Origin of the sequence: Candidatus Pseudothioglobus sp. Uisw_050_01, assembly GCF_048085775.1 — a bacterium.
GTDB lineage: Bacteria > Pseudomonadota > Gammaproteobacteria > PS1 > Pseudothioglobaceae > Pseudothioglobus.
In genome coordinates, this window is sequence record NZ_CP159804.1 from 1551378 (window position 1) to 1572125 (window position 20748).

Here is a 20748-nt window from a genome sequence, read left to right on the forward strand (position 1 = left end):
ATACTTAATTTAGGAAAAGCGTTATATGTTAATTGCAGTTATAAGTAGAAACAGAGATAAAGTTTTTTTTGAATCATTTATCACAGCTCTAGAAAAACAAACAGTAAGTGACTTTAAGACAAAATATACAGTTGCTGGAGAAAGTCAAACATCTGTTGAAGATGCTATTTTTGAACTTGCTGTTGAACGTGATGCTCCAGATTTAATACTTCTTCATGAGTCGGTTAGTAAGGGCTATGACCCAGCAGTTATAAGTACAAGATGCCTATATAATTTTCCTAATAGCTATATCGCCATAATAACTGAAGAAGTTAGTCTTAATTCAGATAAATTTATTAACTATCCATCTGCTCATTTTCTTCTTAAAGTAAATGCACAAAAATCATTATTATCATTTATTGATAATAATGATAAAAAATTTGTAGGGGATGAAAATTTATTACTAAATAATGAGTTATTTAATGACTCAGAGAAGTCTAAATCTAAATCTTATGGGGGTGGAATTGATGTTTGGACTCAAACTGAATATGATATAAAAAATAATCCAAGCGCTCCTAAAGATTTATTAGATGACCTCACGGTTAATGCAATATTGTCTCGTAAGAGAACAATGGGAAAAGTTATGCTAGTTGTGCCATCCCAAGGCTCAGTGTATGGATTAGCTGTATTGCCTGCATACCCAGCAATTGGAGTAATGTCACTTGCCAGTATCCTAGAAAAAGCTGGTCATCATGTAACTATAATTGACCAAGATGCGGACGAAATAGATAACTATGGGGTTACTAAAGAGTACATTGATGGTGGTTATAATATACTTGGGATAACTTCAACTACTCCTACATACCCTGATTCTTTAGCGTTGGCTAAAGTTGCAAAAGATAATATCTCAGACGTAGTGACCCTGTTAGGGGGAATTCATGCGACAAATGATGCACAAAATTGTGCCAAAGAACCTTTGCTTGATTTTGTTGTAATAGGTGAGGCTGAATGCACTGCGGTAGAGTTAGTAGACGCAATTATGAATCCTGACGTGACTGATTACTCTAATATTCAGGGCTTGGCCTATGAAGATCTTAATGGTGAAGTTATTTTTACGCAAGCTCGAGAATTAACTCCGGATCTTGACGACTACCCATCTCCAGCATATCATTTAGTTCGCAATCTAAAAAGATATAAACCTGCTGATGCAACAACTGATCGAGCAATGCCACTAATGGTCTCAAGGGGATGCCCTGGTTTGTGTACATACTGCCAAACTAAAGATATTTTTGGTACACGCACAAGATTTAGATCTCCAGATAAAGTATTAGAGGATGTGAGGCTTCTAGTAAATGAGTATGGTTTAAAGGAGATACATTTTCTTGATGACGTAATAACTGCCAATAAAAGATTTTGCCGGGAGTTTTTTAAGAAGTTAATTGATGAGCCATATAAACTCTATTTGCAGGTAGCAAATGGACTAAGAGCAGATATGGTTAACGAAGAAACTCTTACATTATTACGAGATGCAGGCCTAAGTAATGTTGGCTTTGGTATTGAAACTGGAAGTGAGAGAGTTGCTGAAATAATCAAAAAAGGTATTTCTAAAGATAGAGTTCGAAAGTCCGTTAAATTAGCTAAAGGTCTTGGTCTTGATACTTGGGGATTTTTTATCATTGGACTCCCCGGTGATGATGAAGTAAGTGTTCAAGAAACTATTGATTTTGCGATTGAGCTTGATTTAAAATTTGCTAAATTTCTTATCTTAAAGCCATTCCCTGGATCTGAAGTTTACTATCAACTCGATGCAAAAGGACTAATAGACAGTCGTGAGTATTCAGAATATGGAGTTTATACCGCCCCAGTTCACCATTTAGACACTTTATCTCAAAAAAGAATTTTAGAACTTCAACGTAAGGCATTTCGAAAGTTTTATTTTCGCCCAAAAAAGATATTAGAACATATCACAGCAATTAATACTGTTGAAAAATTTAAAGTTTTTGCATTTGGAGCCTGGTTTGTCTTTATGCGTATCTTTAGTGCAAGTAATACTAAGGGAAATTTTTAAATCTGTACTTTTATCAAAGTTATCAATTAACCTAAGAACAAAAAAATGTTATAAGGTGCTGCAAAAATGGAAGCTTAAAAGATAAGTGATAAAGATTTAACGCACACTGTGGAACTTTTATCTGCCAAACAGGCAAAAGAAAGTTTGCTAGAGTCACAATTAGCTAATTTACCGTAATCAAGAGTATAATAGAGCTATCTGGGGATGACATGGCTTCGACGAGGAGTTGGATTTCAAGGATGCATGTCGAGGACAAAGATTGCTCGTAAAAACGTTCTTTAAATAATAGTTGCAAACGAAAACAACTACGCTTTAGCAGCATAATGCTAACCGTTACTTGAGAGTCGTCTGTACTTTTGGGATAACGGTCGCTTACAGACTCGCCACTATTATTATTTTAGGGTAATAGGGTTAAAACCTAATCTAAAATCGCTTTCTACATCCCTGTTGGTCGGGTGGTAAAAAGTTAACTCAATAGGCCTTTACTAAGCATGTAGACTTCTTGACTGAAAGTTTTCGGACGGGGGTTCAATTCCCCCCATCTCCACCACCTAAATCCTACTATGAAAGCATTCTCATTTTGAGAGTGCGATAATATGTGTCTGAATATCGCATGATTGAGCTAATAGTAAAACTCTATTGTTGAGACTGAGACATCAGATGTGAAATTACGGCCATAAGCTGCAATAGCTAAGCTTCTTATATTTTTAGCATCTAACTTTGAGGCATTGTAGCGCTTACGTTCGAATGTATTAAAAGGCAAGTCAATCATTTTCCAATCAGAATCAGCTTGAAAGGTGGCAGAATAAAAGTCTCCATAATAAGCCATATCATTAGTTATTATATGGATATCATAAGTTTCACCATTGCCTCTTACGTTGAAACGAACGCCCTGAAGATTTTTGCCATCTTTTTCAGAAGTTGCAAATGAAATTCCTGTGCGTAATTGAATAACGCCGCCATAATTCCTTGTACTTACATTACCTGTAAGTCTTGCATAATACATCTCTCCATCTTGCTCAAGAGTAACTTTACCAACAGAAACACCGCCCATCACTTGATCACTAATGTATTGCCAGTATCTTCCGCTATCGGCATTGAATGGATATGAAAGGTCTTCAACAGCAATCGCTTTTGAGTTAATAGTAATCATAGCTATTAAGGATAAAAAATAACTTATTTTTGAAATCTTTAACGAATTTTTAAACATATCAAATCCTAGACTAATAACGTTGACAATGAATCCACCAATAACTTTGCATTGTCCTGAGTAAAAACCAAAGGAGGTTTAATTTTAATAACATTATTATGTGGCCCATCAGTACTGAGAAGTATACCAAGTTCTTTCATTTTATCAGTAATCAACTTTGCCTTTTCTGTTGCAGGCTTCAGCGTTTTTCTGTCTTCAACCAATTCGATTCCAATAAACAATCCAGCGCCTCGAACATCACCAATCAATGAAAATTTATCTTTTAATAAAGACAACTCTGAGAACAAATAATTTCCTACATTTAGGGCATTCTGCTGCAACCCCTCCTGTTCAATTACATTGAGAACAGAGAGTCCAATTGCACAAGAAACTGGGTTGCCACCAAAAGAATTGAAATACTCCATGCCATTATTAAAGACGCTTGCTATTTCAGCCGAGGTTACAACAGCTGCTATAGGGTGCCCGTTACCCAGCGGTTTGCCAATTGTGACGATGTCCGGGATGACTTCTTGTGTCTCAAACCCCCAATAGGCAGAGCCCACTCTGCCCAAACCCACCTGAACCTCATCACTGATACAAACTCCAGAGGATGCCCTTATCCATTTATACGACTCCGCTAAAAAATCATTTGGTAACGGAATTTGCCCACCACAACCTAATATCGATTCAGCGATAAAGGTTGAACCCTCTCCCTGCTTATTAATTGCCTCCAGAACCGCATGGGCATATTGTTTTCCCGCCGTTTTTGGGTTATTAAATTCACCTCTGAATAAGTCTGGCATAGGAACAACTTCAACATGTTTTGGCTTTCCCTGCCCACCCTTACTATTAAATTTATAAGGACTGATATTGATTAAAGAGTCGGTATTTCCATGATAGGCGTTATCTAGGACAATTGCGCTATCACTGCCAGTATATGCTCTGGCCATTCTCAAAGCCAGCTCGTTCGCCTCACTACCCGAATTTACAAAATAACAAATGTCCAAGGGTTTGGGTAATTTACTGCAAAGCTTCTCAGCCAACTCAACAATATTATCATGCAGGTAGCGAGTGTTAGTATTTAATAGCTGATTCTGCTCGTGAGCCGCCTGGATAACTGCTGGATGGCAATGCCCAACATGACTAATATTATTAACACAATCCAAATACTCCTTACTTTTTTCATCATACAAATATTGCCCCTTCCCTCTGAGTATTTTTAGTGGCTCTGAATAAGCCAGAGAGAGTGACGGACCCAGGTATTTTTTTCTCAACTTCAATGTATTTTTTTTGGATTTCATTTTTTAATATATTTTAAAATTACTTAATTCTTTGTCAGCAAAATTTTTCAGAAATGTCCATGCATATGGCTCAGTAACAGAAATATACTTGTTTTCAGGAAATAGTTTTTTTCGGTAGCTCGCTGTTACCACGGTAAAACACGCGCGTACACAAACAAGATGAATGAGTGAATCAATTTCTTCGTCTCTTAATGGATAAACTGATTGAAATCCCTGCACAACTGACTTGATCTTCGTCTCAGGCTCTGTTTCTTCTAGAATAAGATAAGTGATGGCAACCGCTAATTCGCTTGCTAAAAAAGTATGCGCCATATCACCAAAATCAATAACGCCAGATATGTGGCCATTATCATTTAGGAGTACATTGTGATCATTGCCATCATTATGAATATACTGAGTGCGTAAATATTTTTCATTCGGCACAATGTTTAACTGATAATTTGCAATAAAATGACGCACTACAGCTTTATCAGACTCACTCTCAATATAGTCTAAATGACTTGTCAAAAATTCAATATTTCTAACATCCCATATCCATTTACGCTTTAAATCCGGATAACTAAACTCTCTAAAAGCAACGTCTAACTTACCCATAAATGCCCCAAATTCTTCCAATAAGAAAGACTCAGGACTCTCAATGTCCTTTATAAAGTGTCCTGCTAAAAAAGATTGTAAGCGAATAAAACAGCCATTATGCCGACTAATAAATTTACCGCCTACAGTCTGAATCGTACTTGGTACTTGTATGGATGAATCAAAGTTGGCGATATGCTTCAAACTAGCGACCTGTAGCTTAATGAGCTCAACATCCTCCACCGGATTTGAAATCTTTAATACAAATTCCTTGCCATCTTCACGTTTCAAATAAAAATTCTGATCTCGCTCACTATCCAAGACTTTAACTGAGACTTCAAAACCGTATAAAGTTTTTGCTATTTGGTGGGCTTCAGACGGGCTAAATCTTGATGGGGGGGAGGATATAACAGACATAAGTATTAAGTTACCAAAAAAAGTAAAACTAGTAAAGCTGAATAAAAGCTGACAATTGTATCAAACTCTAGCCATGGGCTTTATTTTTTTATAGTGCATAAAAATAGAGTCAATATTCTAAAGATTATTTTGTGTAATATAATTCTAATATGAGATTTGCACTTTTAAATAATGAACGTATTGAATCAACTAAAGGAGTCAAAGGTTTCTGCTCTTATTGTGGCTCTGAACTAATTGCAAAATGGAGTGAGATGAAATGATTAAAAAATATAACAAGGAGATGAGATTCATCACTTCTAAGGCAATTGCTCATAGCACAATAGTAGAACTAAAAAACGAACTAGAGACAGTTAAACATACTGTGGATTATTGGTTTGGTATGTTTAAGAACAGGGCGTTTGGTGAGATTAAAGATGGCAATCTTTCTTATGCAAAGTGGAGAGATATCTATATTAAGAATGGTTGGCTAGAAGTGGCAGAGTACAGATGTTTTTGTAACCCAAAAGCTGTAACTAATTCTGATGATTGGGCGGCCTATGAACTGGATAAATCATATCTAAATATCTGGAAGAAATGGCATCAGTACCACGAGAGATGGAAGTTCAGAATAGCCAAACTAGAAAGTGAGAGGTTTGATATTCGCAGAATTGAAGAACTGACCGACACGACAATTAATGAATGTCTATTAGCCATTCTAGGACTGAGTCCATCTATTATTGGTAAGACAGGATTTGAGAAGTTTAGTTTTGGAGAGAGGTTATTTGAAATAAAAGATATCAAATATCAAGACTACAAAGGTAACAACCTTACTATCAACACCAGAATATATGCCAACAATGGTTTTGGACATATCGAATGGCGTCTCAGACAGAAGGAGGAATATGTTTTGCTTGAAAGATTAGCAACAAGAGGTCAGCCTTCAAACTTTTCAGACTTTATACGCTCGGAGAAATTTCTTAAATGGGCATATGAATATGGATATCTAATGGAAAGAGTATTCAAGATTAGAAACATTAGCGACAGCCCTTGGGGAGAGGATTTTGCACTTAAACTTTATCAAGAGTTAATAAACATTGGATATATTAAAGGTAAGTTTGAATATATGTGGGAGCGAGAAGATGGCATGTCAGAATCCTCGCTTCATTACCTTGCCAATGAGCTTTTAAACGCTGACCTTATTCCATCAAAACACCACTTTACTAGTATTGAAAAGTATATTGAATATAGCTCTCCAAAGCCTTTAAGAAAACAATATAACGATAACAATGAAACAACGAGTTATGCTGAAAAGAATCCTTTTTCAGCAGAATCTGACTTAATTGACAAAGCTATTACAAAACTAGAATTAGACAGAGATAATAAACTAAAGGAAAAATAAACTGCCGGTAAATGGACTATTGCATTTGGCCTAGCTAGAATATATTAATAATAAAACTCAACTGATGAAACTGATAAATCAGATTTGAATTCACGGCCATAAGCCACAATACCAAAGGTCTTTATATCTTTAGCTCTTATGTTTGAGTCTATATTATCTTTGAGCTTCTTAAATTTATTAAAAGGTATTTCAACTGTTTCCCAGTTTGGGCTTGTATCAAATGTAGCAATTTTATAGCTAGTAGGAAGCCTATAAAAGATAGTAGTCTGAATAAAAATATGATATTTTTCTCCATTACCTTTAACTTCTAGACGGATGCCTTTAAGTTTTTTTCCTTCTTTATTTGAATTATGAAGTAGTTTGAACATCAATGGCTTATTGGACAGTGATGTTGTGGTACGTAATTGAATAAAGCCACCATTGTTATCAGTGCGAACATTCCCAGAGAGCCTTATAAAAACCTTGTCTGCATCTTGCTCAAGTGAGACCTGACCCTCGGAGACTCCCCCCATTACTTGGTCACTAAAATATCTCCAGTCGTTTACGTTGTCTGGAGTGAATGGAAAGCTGAGGACCTCCTCATTAGCAGAGGCTAGTGTTGTAAAAGTAAACAACATTAGAAGTAGTAGTTTTTTCATAATTTAATTATAAATAATGAATATAAAGAGCAGGTGAAGATTGGGAGTTTTTTTTGATAAATATTTATGATACTAGGAAAATTCAAACTTCTTTTGATGTACTAGAGAGTTATCCAGTAGTAATCTTTTAAGTTGTCTAAAATATAACTATAAATTTATATAACCTCTAAAGATTTAATGTAACACTGATGAAGATAGTCAAAAAACAAAGTATTGCAATCATTGGTGGTGGCGCAAGCGGAATTTTTGCTTCGCTTCGATGCGCAGAAGTTGCGAAAGCAGAAAAAATTAATGTTGACATTAATGTATTTGAAGGCTCCTCCAAACTTCTAAAAAAAGTTCGAATTTCTGGAGGTGGTCGTTGCAATGTAACTCACCATATATTTGAGGTTAACGATTTCTGTTTAAACTATCCACGAGGTCGTAAAGAGCTACTCTCGCCTTTCCAAAATTTTCAAGCATCGAATACAGTTGATTGGTTTGAAAAAAGAGGTGTTGAACTTAAATACGAATCTGATGGCCGTATGTTTCCAGTGACAGATAACTCTGAAACTATTATTGACTGCTTTATGCAAGAAGCCAACAAACATGGAATTAAATTATTGAATAAGATGAATGTCAAAAGTCTGAAAAAACTAGACAATGGCAAAATATCCTTATTCATCAATGAGGACAAATATTTCATTGCTGATTCAGTATTAATTGCAACTGGCAGCATGCCAGGTGGTTACCGACTTGCTCAAAATCTTGGTCATTCAACTACAGAAATTGCACCTTCACTTTTTACTTTTAAAATTGAAGATGCGATTCTCAAAGACTTATCAGGAACCTCCTTTCCTCGAGCTTCTTTATCTCTTAAAATTGATGGCGCAAAACCTTTTGAGCAAAGTGGTCCACTTTTAATTACTCACTGGGGGCTAAGCGGTCCTGCACTACTAAAACTTTCAGCATGGGCTGCGCGAGAAATGATGCATACCAACTACAAGGCAAAGCTAATTGTCAACTGGCTCGGTATTGGCCATCATAATGATGCTGAAAAACTCCTTAGGACTATTAAGAATAATAATAGAAAGACTTTAGTAGGTAACGCTTATCCAAATGATCTAACGAAACGGTTTTGGCTCCAACTTCTGATTAAGTGTGGAATTTCAAAAGAAAAAAACTGGTCAGAAATCAGCAAGAAAGAATTTAATCTTATTCTGAATAATTTATTTAACTGTGAGCTCAATGTTCTTGGAAAAAGCCGCTTTAAAGAAGAGTTTGTTGAGTGTGGCGGGATAAACCTAAAAGAAATTAACTTTAAAACCATGGAAAGTAAAATCTGTCCTGGTCTTTATTTTTCTGGAGAAGTTATGGATATTGATGGCATAACTGGTGGCTTTAACTTTCAAAGTGCGTGGACTTCAGGATGGATCGCTGGGAATCATATGGCTCAACCTCAGGGTAAAAACTGACCCTTTAATATCTATATCTTATTTTTTGATACGAAGGCTTCCGCACAATCACCAATAATCTCTGAGAGAAGCGAGCAATCTTCCAGTGAAAATGTGAGTGGCAATCGCAGATCAAAAAGGCCAGAAAGGATCTCATCAGAGCGCTCTAGACTCTGTTGTTTCACATATTTCCAACTCTTATGATTACTTGTAAATCCGTTTGGATTATCGCTGCCAAACCATTTTATCTCAACCCCACGCTCCTTATTAATTACAAGGAATCTGGCGGCATCGGCCTTAGAGATGCCAGGCAGCCTAAACTGAATTGAGCTCCCCACATAACTCTCTTCAATCGGGCGCTCAGGAAGCTCAACTCCTTTGATCTTTTTGAGGCTTCTCTCAACTAACTGGTAACGCTCATTCCAGCGCTTAATATTTTTTTCAAGAGATTTTAATTGTGGCCTAAGAATAGAAGCCCTTAGATTATCCATACGGCCTGAATAGTTTGGAGTCTGCAGGCGAATATCTGAAAATACTTCTTTATCAGGCGCAGCACCATGCCTTTCATAGAGCATATATGACCCTGAAAGAATAATAGCACGCGCCATGAATTCTGCATCATTCGAAGTCAGTAACCCCCCTTCACCTGAATTTAAATGCTTATAAGTTTGGGTACTAAAACAGCCAGCAAGTCCAAAATTACCACTCCTTTTATCACCCCATTTTGCCCCCATTGTATGGGCACAATCTTCAATTAAAATCAAGCCATTATCTTCAACAATTTGCATCAATTTATTCATATCAACTAGATGCCCCCTCATATGAGATATCAGTAAAAAGCGGGCCTTACTTGATATGGCTTTCCTTGAAAGGTCCTCTAAATCAAGAACAAGATTTTCATTGATTTCAATGAAAATAGGTTCACCACCAGCATTAGAAATTGAGCCTGGAACTGGCGCAAGGGTATACATATTAGTCAAAACTTTTTCACCAGCTTTAAGTCCAGCAGCCTTAAGAGAGACGCTCATTGCATAGCCACCAGATGCACAAGCAAGACAGTAACGACTTCCTTGAAAACTAGCAAAGTCCTGTTCTAATAGTGATGCCTCAGAAAACTCTTCACCAATTGAGTTGTATCGATGAAGCCTTCCCGACTTCAGAACCTCCACAGCCGCATCAATCGCCTCTTGACTAATAGGTTCTTGTTGAGTGAAGGGCCTTGAAAATACTTTTGAAGTCATTATTGCTAGTAGCCATTTGAATATTAAATAAGAAATCAAATAATATACAAAATCCTCGTCTTAAAGATAATATTTTTTAATACTTCACTAAAATAGTAGCCAAACAAACCTTATAATTTGCTATATGAAGAACATGCCCCCAGTCGTAATTGTTGCCATTATTGTTGCCGTAGTCGTAATACTTGCTCAATACTTATTTATTTACTGACTGCTAGAGGTCCGGCGTCAACGATTGCTTTATCAACATCAAACTTTTTAAAGTTTTCTGTAAATATATTCGCGAGTTTTATAGACTCACTATCATAACTTGACTTATCTTCCCATGTATCACGAGGGTTAAGGTAAGCCTCATCAACTCCTGGAATAGATTTAGGAATATCAAGATTTAAGTAGTCGAGGTGTGTCACTTTTGATTCAAGAAGGGCGCCGCTTTGACAAGCAGAAACTATTGCGCGAGTTACAGGAATAGGGAATCTTGATCCTGATCCACCTGGAGCTCCTGAACCACCCGTCCATCCAGTATTAACTAAATAGACTTGTGTATCAAATTCTGCAAGTCGTTTAATTAATAAATTGGCATAACTGCTTGCATTTCGAGGCATAAATGGGGCCCCAAAACACGATGAGAATGCTGGATTAATGCCGGCCTCTGCACCAAGTTCTGTTGAGCCAACGCGCGCTGTATAACCAGACAAGAAGTGATAGGCAGCAGACTCTTTAGTTAAGATTGAAACTGGAGGAAGGACACCTGAAACATCGCAGGTTAAGAAAATAACAACTTTGGGCTCGCCCGCAGCATTTTTTTCAACGCGCTTTTCAACGTGCTCTAATGGGTAGGAGCAGCGACCATTTTCTGATATGGAAGTATCATCATAATCTGCATGCTTATCTGCATCTACTTTGACGTTTTCCACAATTGCGCCATGACGAATAGCATCCCAAATAATGGGTTCATTTTTCTTAGAAAGGTTGATTGTTTTCGCATAACAGCCCCCCTCAATATTAAATACTGAACCCTTAGCCCAGCCATGCTCATCGTCACCAATAAGGTAACGCTCGGGATCTGCAGAAAGGGTTGTCTTGCCAGTTCCTGAGAGGCCAAAAAACAATGCTGTATCGCCATTTTCTCCCACATTTGCTGAGCAGTGCATTGGCAGAACATCCTTTTCAGGCAGCAAATAGTTTTGCACTGAAAACATTGCTTTCTTCATTTCGCCTGCATAACGCATGCCAGCTAACAATACTTTTCTTTGTGCAAAGTTAATAATAACAACTCCATCTGAGTTGGTTCCATCACGCTCAGGATTGCACTCAAAAGATGCAACATTTAAAATCGTCCAAACTGGTTTATCTTTAGAATTATATGTTTTGGGCTTAATAAACATATTTCTACCAAATAAGCCTTGCCAAGCAGTTTCAGTATTTACTTCAACTGGAAGGTAGTACGATTCATGAGCTCCAACATGCAGATTAGAGAGAAAATGATCTTTTTGAGATAAGTGATCACTCACTCTAGCCCATAGTTTAGTAAACTTTTCTTCTGAAAAAGGCCTGTTAACATCGCCCCAATCAACTGAATTAGAAGTTGCAGAATTATCAACAATAAAACGATCATTTGGACTTCGACCAGATCGCTTGCCTGTTGTGATAAGCAAAGCTCCAGTATCTGTTAATATTCCCTCATTAAGAGATAATGATTTTTCAATCAGTTCAGACGGTGACAAGTTTTTTAGAATCATTTTATTTATTCCAGATTTGATAGTGATTGCTGCTATAGCATTCAAAAAATGAATTATCACATAAAAATTATTCTAGCATTGCATAAATGTTTCACATAATGAAACTTCTTTTAACTCTTTATATAGTTCATTTTAACCTTAAAAAGTAATCATCCATATGCGGGAAATTTGTACTAATTAATTCCTTCTGATTGAGACTCTTTAACATCAGCCTAGTTTTATGTTTTATGTTTTATGTTTTAAATTTAATAGTGAAAGTGCTATCTCAAAGGAGAGCTAAGAGGTAGCCCAGCATTATAAAAAAAGACACTTGCTAACTTTATGTTTTATCCTTTAAAGATAACGTAAGTTCAAATTTAGCAACGACGTCAGGAGACAGCGACGGAACAGTAGCTTCAATATTCAATTTATAATTATGCCTCTCGCCTGAACTTGCAGCAGTTTTTACCAGCTCTTTAATTGCCAAACCATCTCTACATATAAAGTGGACATCGCCCTCAGGACGCTTAAGAAAATCAGCCTTAAAATCTTTAAATATTAAAGTTATTTTTCGTCCACTTTCTTGAATTGGATCCATCGCTAAAAAGCCGCCAGTAATATCAGCGCCGACTGCTAAAACACCAAAATACATACTTCCTAAGTGGTTTTTAGTTCTTCGCTTAAAAGGGATTCTAATTTCAATCTTTTCATCCGTATGCTCAATAACCTTTGGGCGACAATACCAAATCATTGGTACTTTGGTTATACCAAATAAGCGTATTAATCGATTTGTTTTAAGTGCTCTTGAAATCATAATTGTATTAACTTTTCCTATTTATACTGTGTAGTCATCAACAATTGAGCATTGTGCACTTACCGCAGTAGCTGTTAATTTATCCACTCCTTTTGATGGCCATCTAATAATGTCAGCAAAGTAAAAACTTCCATATGAGTACTCAAAGCTTTCGCCATAAAATTGCTCACCATTATTTGAAAAATCTGTAACAACCAATTCAAGGCCTTTGAAATAGTTTTCATCCATTCCAAATTGTATAGAACTCTTCTCAGTAATTCTAAATTTAAATTTCTGAGGAATATAGTTAACAAGGCCGTCCTCTTTTAACTCAACTGCTTGAATCATCTCACAGTAGTAAAGGTCACCAGCTGCTGATTGAGCAGGAAAAGACAAACAATTAATAATCACAAACAAGATAATTTTTTTCATTTTTACTCTAATTTTTCAGCGTTGAGTTTAGCGAGTACAAGCCTTAACATGATATTGTATATTTAGTTTTATATCGAAAGTAAATAATTTTTTAAGCAATATATAAAGTAGAAATTCATATATATGATATAATATATCTCTCATTAATTTTTTTCACTAAAAGATTAATTAAAAGTTTTTTTATACGTATTTCAAGGAGCAAGAATGATTCAGTTTATAGTTCATGATGAAGATGATTCCGTTGGCGTTGTTACCGTCGAAGGATTAAAAGCAAACGACACTCTAAGTGGTTGGATAATGGACCAGGATGTTTTGATAGATATCAAAATTAATCAAGATATTCCAATTGGGCATAAGTTAGCTATTAAGGATTTAAATGAAGATGACACTGTCATCAAGTATGGTGTAGATATTGGTAGAACAATTTCAAAGATTGCTGTAGGTGATCATCTACATGTTCATAACGTAAAAACTAAGAGGTGGTAATGATAAATTTAAATCAAAAAATCCATGGATATCGTCGCGAAAACAATAGAGTAGGAATTCGTAACCACGTTATTATCTTGCCAGTTGATGATATTTCAAATGCTGCTTGTGAAGCAGTTTCTAACAATATTAAAGGCACGATAGCCCTTCCTCATCCCTACGGTAGACTTCAGTTTGGTGAAGATCTAGATCTACATTTTAGGACAATGATTGGTACGGGAGCAAATCCAAATGTTGCCGCAGTAGTGGTTATTGGAATTGAGCCAGACTGGACGCAAAAAATCGTTGATGGAATTGCTGCAACGGGTAAGCCAGTTCAAGGTTTTTCTATTGAGAAAAAAGGTGACATACAAACTATCGCTGACGCTTCAAAAGTGGCTTATGATATGGTTCATTTCGCAACAGGACTTCAAAGAGAGCCATGTGACCTAAGTGAAATCTGGGTATCAACTAAATGCGGGGAATCAGACACTACTTCGGGCTTTGGGTCAAACCCAACAGTTGGTAATGCGTTCGATAAGTTATATGAAATGGACAGTACTTTACTTTTTGGTGAAACATCTGAAATTACAGGTGGAGAACATTTAGTTAAAGCTAGATGTGCTAATGATGCTGTTGCTGAAAAATTTATGTTTATGTTTAATCGCTATCAAGATATGATTGAGCGCTTTAAGACAGATGACCTATCTGATTCACAGCCTACTAAGGGTAATATTGAAGGTGGTCTAACTACGATCGAAGAAAAGGCATTAGGCAACATACAAAAGATTGGGAAAAAATGTGTCGTTGACGGCGTTTTAGATAAAGCAGAAATGCCTACAAGTAAGGGTCTATGGTTTATGGATTCTTCTTCTGCAGCTGCAGAGATGGTTACATTATGCGCAGCCTCTGGATATGTAGCTCACCTATTCCCTACTGGACAAGGAAACATTATTGGTAATCCAATCCTTCCTGTTATAAAAGTTTGTGCAAATCCAAGAACAGTTAGAACGATGTCAGAGCATGTGGATGTTGATGTAACTGGTTTATTAAAGCGTGATATCAATATGGATCAGGCTGGTGATATGCTTCTTGAAAGTCTTATTCACACTTCAAACGGAAGAATGACTGCTGCAGAAATATTAGGGCATCAAGAGTTTGTATTAACGCGTTTATATGAAAGCGCCTAACTATTAATAAACGAGAAGAATATGATCTACTTAAAAAAAGCTGATAAATCAGCAGCATCAAATGTATTAGAAGCACAAAAAGTGGTTCATGACATGCTTGCCAATATAGATAAAGATGGGGAACAAGCAGTTAGAAACTACGCAGAAAAACTAGATGGATGGTCTGGTGAGATTTTGCTCTCAGATTCTGAAATTGACAATATTATCTCTGACGTCCCTCAAAATGTTAAAGATGATATAGATTTTGCATGTCAGCAAGTTTATGAGTTTGCAAAGGCTCAGCGTGATTCTATTGAAGAATTTCATACCAAAAATAATGGCGTTGAAGCTGGTCAAAGACTACTTCCAGTAAATGTTGCTGGATGTTATGTTCCAACCGGACGCTACGCACATATTGCATCTGCATATATGAGTATTGCAACAGCTAAAGCTGCTGGCGTGCCTTGCATCATTGCATGCTCAACGCCGTATCAAGGTAAAAGTATTCATCCGTATGTTCTATATGCAATGAAGACTGCTGGAGCTGATCACGTTATGACTTTAGGTGGTGTACAAGCAATAGCAAGTATGGCTCATGGACTATTTACTGGAAAAAAAGCTGACATCATTGTTGGTCCTGGAAATAAATTTGTAGCAGAGGCAAAAAGAACGCTCTTTGGACAAGTTGGTATTGATGTATTTGCTGGTCCATCAGAAGTTGCAGTGATTGCTGATGAGCACGCCGATGCTGACGTTGTTGCAATTGATCTTGTGGGTCAAATGGAACATGGTCACGAGTCACCTGGCTGGCTATTTACAACGTCTAAAGAATTAGCTGAAAAAGTAATGGAGTTGGTACCAGAGTATATTGAAAAACTTCCACCAACTGCTAAAGATGCAGCATTCTGTGCATGGAGAGACTATGGTGAAGTTATGCTATGTGAGTCTCGTGAAGAGGTTGTAAAGATATCAGATGAATACGCAGCAGAGCACCTTGAAGTTCAGTGTGAAGATCTTGATTGGTGGCTAGACAACTTAACATGTTATGGATCTCTATTTCTAGGTGAAGAAACAACAGTGACTTTCGGAGATAAAGCTTCTGGCCCGAACCATATTCTTCCTACAAAGGCAGCTGGTCGTTATTCTGGAGGTCTTTCTGCTCATAAATTCTTAAAGGTTTTAACTTGGCAGCGTATGGACAAAGAATCTACACGTCAAATTGCCCAGGCATCATCTAGAATCTCTCGATTAGAGGGAATGGAAGGACACGCAAGAGCCTCGGATGTTAGGCTAAGTAAATATTTTCCAGATGAAACGTTTGACCTAGGCGCACCTGTATTAGAATAGCTTTATGAACTTATCAGATTTCTCACTAGAAAATAAAGTAGCACTAATAACTGGTGGTACAAGTGGGGTGGGAAAAATGATGGCGCTTGCGCTTGCTCGTGCAGGCGCATTTGTTTGGATTGCAAGCAGTCGAAGCAATGCAGAAGAAACCCTTCAAGAGATAAAAGATCAAGGCTCTAAAGGCGCCTTCATTCAAGCGGATGTCACATCAACTGCCGACCTTAAAAATATGGTAACTCAAATCTCTAAAGAGTCTGGAAAAATTGACATTTTAGTAAATGCTGCTGGAATAAATCTTAGAACATCTGCTGAAGAGTTAACACTCGAAGAATGGCAGAAGACTATTGACATTAACTTAACTGCCCCTTTCTACTTAAGCAAGCTTGTTGCCGAATCAATGACTAAAAATAATTGGGGACGAATTATAAATATCGCCTCTCTTCAATCCCTTAGAGCATTTGATAACAGCATTCCATATGGTGCAAGCAAAGGTGGCATTATGCAGCTTACTCGAGCCTTAGCTCAAGCCTATTCAAAGAATGGAGTATTAGTCAATGCAATTGCTCCAGGATTTTTTAGAACAAATCTAACGGAGTCATTATTTCAAGATCCTGAGAAATTAAAGAATTTAGCAGCAAAAACAATGATGGATCGCAACGGAGAAGAAAAAGACATTTTTGGTATTAGTGTTTTCTTGTGCAGTGATGCAAACTCATATGTCACCGGTCAGACAATATTTTTAGATGGAGGGTTTTCAGCAGCATGATTAATAAAATGCAAGCGGTAGTATACACAGCGCCGAATGAAATGACTTTTTATAGTGAATACAAGCCAACGCAAATTGATCGTGATGATGATGTTTTATTGCGCATTGAGTCCGTTGGAATTTGTGGGTCTGATATGCACGCATATCATGGCAAAGACCCAAGAAGAAACCCTGGCTTAATACTGGGCCATGAGTTTTGTGGCGAAATAGTTGAAGGCATTCATAAGGGTCAAAAAGTAACTGGCAATCCTTTGATTACTTGCGGAAAATGTGAATATTGCCTTCAGGGTAGAGACAACCTTTGCAGTGATAGGGATATGATTGGAATGAGTAGGCAGGGCGCTTTTGCTCAATACATGACCATACCAAATCAATGCCTAGTTCATGCGCCTAGCACTATGAATTCAAACCATGTAGCCTTAACTGAGCCCGCGGCAACTGTGGTCCATGCTGTAAATCTTGCCATAGAAAATTCATTCAAGCCTATAAGCGATTGCCACGTTTTAGTTATAGGTGCTGGTGCTATTGGCCTTTTAACAGCTCTGTTACTTAAATCCCATGGCGTTAAAATGCAGGTACTTGAAACCAATATGGCTAGGCACCCTTGCGTTAAAGACCATGTTGGCGTTATTGCCATTAACCCATTAACAGATTCAGTCAAAGACAGCACATTCGATGTTGTAATTGACTGTGTTGGAAGTGAAAAGACAAATGCTCTTTCTATTGCCTCAGTCAAAGCAGGAGGTACAGTAGTTAATGTAGGCCTTCTTAGCTGGACTACGAATATTGACATCCGAAAAATTACACTTCAAGAAGTGAAGCTAGTTGGTTGTTACACCTACAACATGGAGGACTTTAAGTCTGCCTTAAAGTCAATTGAAAATGGAGATTTTGGTGACTTATCATGGATAGAAGAGATGCCTCTGTCTGAAACTGATTTGGCATTTAAGAGTCTTCACAATGGTACAATGGCCTCAGCTAAGGTTATCCTGAAACCTCATTTTTAACAACTTACACATTTTATGAGTATTACTGATCTCCAATTTAACATAGACAGGGACAGCAAGACTCCTATGTGGCTCCAAATAAGGAATGAGTTATTTAATTGCCTTTATCGTGACGAGTTAAGGCCAGGCCAACTAATTCCAAATGAGAAAACACTTGTTGATCTCTTCAACGTTTCAATTGGAACAGTTAGAAAGGCAGTAGGTGCATTAGAAAAAGAAGGCTTCCTTATTCGAAAACAGGGTTTAGGAACTTTTGTCTTTCAGCATGATAAAAGCACTTTCCATTTTGCGTATTTTCATTTTGCATTAAATGGAACTGATGAGATATCCTACCCAGAAGTAGAGTTCATTTCTTTTGAAACAAAAAAAGCCACTAAGTATGAAGCAAAAATATTAAATATTTCTCCTGGGAGTAATGTTTATCAAATATTTAATAAGCTAGGCATTAATAAAAAAAATTATATTGTTGATAAAATAATCATATCACAAGCTAAATTTCCAACGCTAACTGAAGAAATTTTTAAAAACCGAGCTAATACAATATACAACCTATATCAAAATAAATTCAACATATTTATAACAAACTGCTCAGAGAAATTAAAAGCAACTTCTGCAGATAAAACAGTATCCGCTCTTCTCAATGTTAAATTGGATTCACCCATTCTTCGGATAGAGCGTATCGGTCAAACATATCATAACGAGACTATTGAGCTAAGAACATCATTCGTTCATACCGATGACATCGACTACGTCAATACCCAAAACAGCACTTTCGGCGATACATTCTAAGGATTAGACAACACTCGACACTAAGATTTTTCCTGCGTCAAAGATTTATGTAAAGCTAAAATTCCTTCAGGTTAACCAAGCCTTGTTTAGCCATAGAGATATTCTGGCAACCATAGAACAATTTGCGGGAAGATAATAATTAACGCTAATCCAACAACTTGAATAGCCATAAATTGCATCATACCTTTATAGATATCTGATAAATCCCAGTCTGGGGCAACCCCCTTGAGAAAGTAGGCAGACAATGCAACAGGCGGCGAAAGCCAAGCAGTCTGAAGATTGACAGCCACAAGGATTCCAAACCAAGTTAAGTTAAAACCTAATTGCTCAATTAGAGGCAAAACGATTGGAATAATGATTAGTACAATTGGCACCCACTCTAATGGCCAGGCCAACAAGAAAATAAATGCCATAACTATTAGCAATATTGCTGTTGGTGGAAGATCTAAAAGCATTAATGCCTCAGTAATCATCGTTGGTGTTCCCAATCTAGAAAAAACTGAGCCAAAAAAGTTTGAGGCACAAACTAAAACCATAATTAATGTAGTAATTTCAAGGGTTTTTAATAAAGACTCTTGAAAAACTTTAAAATTTAACTTTCGGTACGCAAGTGTTAAAAATATCGCACCCACTGCTCCCATTGCAGCACCTTCTGTAGGCGTTGCTAGGCCAGCCAATATACTTCCTAAGGATGATCCTACCAATAGAACGGGCGGAACAAGGCCTTTAAAAAACTCAATCCACACCTCTCTCATAGAGTCAGGAATAAGGTCTTCAGGAACGACAGGGCCTAATGATGGATTTAAGTGGCATCTAATAAGTGTATAACCTGTGTAAAGTACTGCTAACATTAGTCCAGGCATAATCGCCGCAGCAAATAAATCCGTTACTGGAACATTTAGAATAGGGCCCATAACAACCAACATAATGCTTGGAGGTATTAAGATTCCCAAAGTACCGCCAGCAGTAATTGTTCCTGCAGCCAACTGCACATCATAGCCCGCTCTGTTCATTGTCTTAGCTGACATAATTCCTAAAATCGTGACTGATGCACCCACAATACCTGTTGCAGCTCCAAAAATTACTGAAACAAAAAGAACGGCTACAAATAAAGAGCCTTTGGTTCTGGCAAGTGCCATCTGAACGGATGTGAATAACCTCTCCATGAGATTAGCCTTCTCCATGAGAATACCCATAAAGGTGAACAATGGAATTGCTGCGAGGGTTTGCTCAAGCATACTCCCAGAAAACTGAAAGGTCATTAAGTAAAAAACAAGATCTCCAAAACCTATATAGCCAAAGAAGACTCCTAAGAAAATTAACGTAAATGAGATTGGAAAGCCAATAAATATGGCAAACAACATGGTTAATATTAGGACAATGCCTAGTACTTCTGGAGTCATGGCCATCTCCTATTTTTGATTGCATAGACGCACTTAAGCACCTCTGAAACGCCTTGAATTAAAAGGAAAATAAATCCAACAAATAAGGCAAACTTAATTGGATACATATAAGGCATCCAGGCAGTGTCCATACCCCTTTCCATGATTGACCAAGATTTATAAGCGTACTTATAGCATGCCCACGCAGCGCCTATCAATCCGGGAAAATAAAATAATATATATAAAGTTAAGTCAATGATTGCTTGAGTCTTGACCGACCAATCTCGATACATAAAGTCCGCTCGTATATGAATGCCTTTTGAGAGTGCATACCCAGCGCCGAGCATAAACATTGCCCCCGCCCCCATTCTACTAATATCGTAGGCCCACATTGTTGGGGAGCCAAAGAAGTGTCTTCCCACAACCTCAATAAACATGGCAGTGAATACTGGAACAGTGAGCCAACATGCTAACTGACCAACTCTGAGACTGAAGAGATCAATACTGAGAATTATTTTTGCCATTAACTTAGGCATATCATCCGGCATAACCCCGGTATATGATCTGCCCTCAGCTATCATTTCATCTGTAATGTCTAATTCACTAATATCTTCTTTTTCTGACATAAATGTACCCAATTATAAATCTAAAAAACACTACAGC

19 protein-coding genes and 1 other RNA gene are annotated in these 20748 nt (G+C 37.2%); 10 read left to right on the top strand and 10 right to left on the bottom strand.

Features of this window, described 5'->3' with window-relative positions; genetic code table 11:
• Positions 1–25: 25 nt before the first annotated feature.
• The gene (locus ABXT51_RS07885; RefSeq protein WP_416695127.1) at positions 26–2047 is read left to right on the top strand and encodes a B12-binding domain-containing radical SAM protein; all 2022 of its coding nucleotides are present in this window, start codon (positions 26–28) and stop codon (positions 2045–2047) included.
• Between the two features lie 200 nt (positions 2048–2247).
• Positions 2248–2597: a transfer-messenger RNA gene (gene ssrA / locus ABXT51_RS07890) on the top strand.
• Between the two features lie 72 nt (positions 2598–2669).
• On the opposite strand, the gene ABXT51_RS07895 is transcribed toward ssrA, so the two are convergent.
• Genes ABXT51_RS07895 through ABXT51_RS07905 form a run of 3 tightly spaced genes read right to left on the bottom strand, consistent with a single transcriptional unit; the run spans position 2670 to position 5527 of the window.
• Entirely contained in the window at positions 2670–3257 is a 588-nt protein-coding gene (locus tag ABXT51_RS07895; RefSeq protein WP_416695130.1) for a CIA30 family protein, read from the bottom strand.
• Between the two features lie 8 nt (positions 3258–3265).
• Positions 3266–4537: an aminotransferase class III-fold pyridoxal phosphate-dependent enzyme gene (locus ABXT51_RS07900; protein ID WP_416695132.1), complete on the bottom strand. Its 1272-nt coding sequence runs from the start codon at positions 4535–4537 to the stop codon at positions 3266–3268.
• Positions 4538–4540: 3 nt separating this feature from the next.
• Entirely contained in the window at positions 4541–5527 is a 987-nt protein-coding gene (locus ABXT51_RS07905) for a phosphotransferase (RefSeq protein WP_416695135.1), read from the bottom strand.
• 256 nt (positions 5528–5783) lie between these two features.
• Between ABXT51_RS07905 and ABXT51_RS07910 the strand changes: the two genes are divergently transcribed.
• A complete protein-coding gene (locus ABXT51_RS07910; RefSeq protein ID WP_416695138.1) occupies positions 5784–6905 on the top strand; it encodes a hypothetical protein in 1122 nt (373 codons plus the stop codon).
• 44 nt (positions 6906–6949) lie between these two features.
• On the opposite strand, the gene ABXT51_RS07915 is transcribed toward ABXT51_RS07910, so the two are convergent.
• Positions 6950–7543: a CIA30 family protein gene (locus tag ABXT51_RS07915; RefSeq protein ID WP_416695141.1), complete on the bottom strand. Its 594-nt coding sequence runs from the start codon at positions 7541–7543 to the stop codon at positions 6950–6952.
• Between the two features lie 188 nt (positions 7544–7731).
• Between ABXT51_RS07915 and ABXT51_RS07920 the strand changes: the two genes are divergently transcribed.
• Positions 7732–8997, top strand: coding sequence for an NAD(P)/FAD-dependent oxidoreductase (locus ABXT51_RS07920; RefSeq protein WP_416695144.1), 1266 nt, complete (start codon positions 7732–7734; stop codon positions 8995–8997).
• Between the two features lie 11 nt (positions 8998–9008).
• Here the strand turns inward: ABXT51_RS07920 and ABXT51_RS07925 are convergent, their stop codons facing one another.
• The 4 genes from ABXT51_RS07925 to ABXT51_RS07940 all read right to left on the bottom strand — a co-directional run bounded on the left by ABXT51_RS07925 (position 9009) and on the right by ABXT51_RS07940 (position 13160).
• Complete coding sequence (locus ABXT51_RS07925) at positions 9009–10217, bottom strand: DegT/DnrJ/EryC1/StrS family aminotransferase (protein ID WP_416695147.1); 1209 nt, start codon at positions 10215–10217, stop codon at positions 9009–9011.
• 197 nt (positions 10218–10414) lie between these two features.
• The gene (locus tag ABXT51_RS07930) at positions 10415–11956 is read right to left on the bottom strand and encodes a phosphoenolpyruvate carboxykinase (protein ID WP_416695150.1); all 1542 of its coding nucleotides are present in this window, start codon (positions 11954–11956) and stop codon (positions 10415–10417) included.
• 319 nt (positions 11957–12275) lie between these two features.
• Positions 12276–12749 (bottom strand): PaaI family thioesterase, encoded by a 474-nt coding sequence (locus ABXT51_RS07935; protein WP_271556733.1) that lies wholly within the window; start codon positions 12747–12749, stop codon positions 12276–12278.
• 21 nt (positions 12750–12770) lie between these two features.
• Complete coding sequence (locus tag ABXT51_RS07940) at positions 12771–13160, bottom strand: hypothetical protein (RefSeq protein WP_416695152.1); 390 nt, start codon at positions 13158–13160, stop codon at positions 12771–12773.
• Positions 13161–13364: 204 nt separating this feature from the next.
• On the opposite strand from ABXT51_RS07940, the gene ABXT51_RS07945 reads away from it, so the two are divergent.
• Genes ABXT51_RS07945 through ABXT51_RS07970 form a run of 6 tightly spaced genes read left to right on the top strand, consistent with a single transcriptional unit; the run spans position 13365 to position 18703 of the window.
• The gene (locus ABXT51_RS07945) at positions 13365–13646 is read left to right on the top strand and encodes a UxaA family hydrolase (RefSeq protein ID WP_271537545.1); all 282 of its coding nucleotides are present in this window, start codon (positions 13365–13367) and stop codon (positions 13644–13646) included.
• Positions 13646–14815 carry a UxaA family hydrolase gene (locus ABXT51_RS07950; RefSeq protein WP_416695153.1) on the top strand — a complete coding sequence of 390 codons (1170 nt, stop codon included), beginning with the start codon at positions 13646–13648 and terminating at the stop codon, positions 14813–14815. The genes ABXT51_RS07945 and ABXT51_RS07950 overlap by 1 nt, the downstream gene beginning before the upstream one ends.
• A 21-nt stretch (positions 14816–14836) precedes the next feature.
• The gene (gene hisD / locus ABXT51_RS07955) at positions 14837–16141 is read left to right on the top strand and encodes a histidinol dehydrogenase (RefSeq protein ID WP_416686735.1); all 1305 of its coding nucleotides are present in this window, start codon (positions 14837–14839) and stop codon (positions 16139–16141) included.
• Between the two features lie 4 nt (positions 16142–16145).
• Entirely contained in the window at positions 16146–16907 is a 762-nt protein-coding gene (locus ABXT51_RS07960; protein ID WP_416695155.1) for an SDR family NAD(P)-dependent oxidoreductase, read from the top strand.
• On the top strand, positions 16904–17914 hold the full coding sequence (locus ABXT51_RS07965; RefSeq protein WP_416695157.1) for an alcohol dehydrogenase catalytic domain-containing protein: 1011 nt from the start codon (positions 16904–16906) through the stop codon (positions 17912–17914). Before ABXT51_RS07960 ends, ABXT51_RS07965 begins: the two co-directional genes overlap by 4 nt.
• Positions 17915–17929: 15 nt before the next feature.
• Positions 17930–18703: a GntR family transcriptional regulator gene (locus ABXT51_RS07970; protein WP_416651711.1), complete on the top strand. Its 774-nt coding sequence runs from the start codon at positions 17930–17932 to the stop codon at positions 18701–18703.
• A gap of 86 nt (positions 18704–18789) precedes the next feature.
• Here ABXT51_RS07970 and ABXT51_RS07975 read toward each other — a convergent pair whose 3' ends face one another.
• Both ABXT51_RS07975 and ABXT51_RS07980 read right to left on the bottom strand, forming a co-directional pair.
• Entirely contained in the window at positions 18790–20106 is a 1317-nt protein-coding gene (locus tag ABXT51_RS07975) for a TRAP transporter large permease subunit (RefSeq protein WP_271556711.1), read from the bottom strand.
• The gene (locus ABXT51_RS07980) at positions 20103–20711 is read right to left on the bottom strand and encodes a TRAP transporter small permease subunit (protein WP_271556712.1); all 609 of its coding nucleotides are present in this window, start codon (positions 20709–20711) and stop codon (positions 20103–20105) included. Before ABXT51_RS07980 ends, ABXT51_RS07975 begins: the two co-directional genes overlap by 4 nt.
• Positions 20712–20748 lie beyond the last annotated feature (37 nt).

Coding starts and splice junctions, on each gene's coding strand:
- ABXT51_RS07975 (WP_271556711.1), bottom strand. CDS start 20,106: ATGACTCCAGAAGTACTAGGCATTGTCCTAATATTAACCATGTTGTTT.
- ABXT51_RS07885 (WP_416695127.1), top strand. CDS start 26: ATGTTAATTGCAGTTATAAGTAGAAACAGAGATAAAGTTTTTTTTGAA.
- ABXT51_RS07940 (WP_416695152.1), bottom strand. CDS start 13,160: ATGAAAAAAATTATCTTGTTTGTGATTATTAATTGTTTGTCTTTTCCT.
- ABXT51_RS07895 (WP_416695130.1), bottom strand. CDS start 3,257: ATGTTTAAAAATTCGTTAAAGATTTCAAAAATAAGTTATTTTTTATCC.
- ABXT51_RS07945 (WP_271537545.1), top strand. CDS start 13,365: ATGATTCAGTTTATAGTTCATGATGAAGATGATTCCGTTGGCGTTGTT.
- ABXT51_RS07930 (WP_416695150.1), bottom strand. CDS start 11,956: ATGATTCTAAAAAACTTGTCACCGTCTGAACTGATTGAAAAATCATTA.
- ABXT51_RS07960 (WP_416695155.1), top strand. CDS start 16,146: ATGAACTTATCAGATTTCTCACTAGAAAATAAAGTAGCACTAATAACT.
- ABXT51_RS07900 (WP_416695132.1), bottom strand. CDS start 4,537: ATGAAATCCAAAAAAAATACATTGAAGTTGAGAAAAAAATACCTGGGT.
- ABXT51_RS07935 (WP_271556733.1), bottom strand. CDS start 12,749: ATGATTTCAAGAGCACTTAAAACAAATCGATTAATACGCTTATTTGGT.
- ABXT51_RS07970 (WP_416651711.1), top strand. CDS start 17,930: ATGAGTATTACTGATCTCCAATTTAACATAGACAGGGACAGCAAGACT.
- ABXT51_RS07925 (WP_416695147.1), bottom strand. CDS start 10,217: ATGACTTCAAAAGTATTTTCAAGGCCCTTCACTCAACAAGAACCTATT.
- ABXT51_RS07980 (WP_271556712.1), bottom strand. CDS start 20,711: ATGTCAGAAAAAGAAGATATTAGTGAATTAGACATTACAGATGAAATG.
- ABXT51_RS07910 (WP_416695138.1), top strand. CDS start 5,784: ATGATTAAAAAATATAACAAGGAGATGAGATTCATCACTTCTAAGGCA.
- ABXT51_RS07965 (WP_416695157.1), top strand. CDS start 16,904: ATGATTAATAAAATGCAAGCGGTAGTATACACAGCGCCGAATGAAATG.
- hisD (WP_416686735.1), top strand. CDS start 14,837: ATGATCTACTTAAAAAAAGCTGATAAATCAGCAGCATCAAATGTATTA.
- ABXT51_RS07950 (WP_416695153.1), top strand. CDS start 13,646: ATGATAAATTTAAATCAAAAAATCCATGGATATCGTCGCGAAAACAAT.
- ABXT51_RS07915 (WP_416695141.1), bottom strand. CDS start 7,543: ATGAAAAAACTACTACTTCTAATGTTGTTTACTTTTACAACACTAGCC.
- ABXT51_RS07920 (WP_416695144.1), top strand. CDS start 7,732: ATGAAGATAGTCAAAAAACAAAGTATTGCAATCATTGGTGGTGGCGCA.
- ABXT51_RS07905 (WP_416695135.1), bottom strand. CDS start 5,527: ATGTCTGTTATATCCTCCCCCCCATCAAGATTTAGCCCGTCTGAAGCC.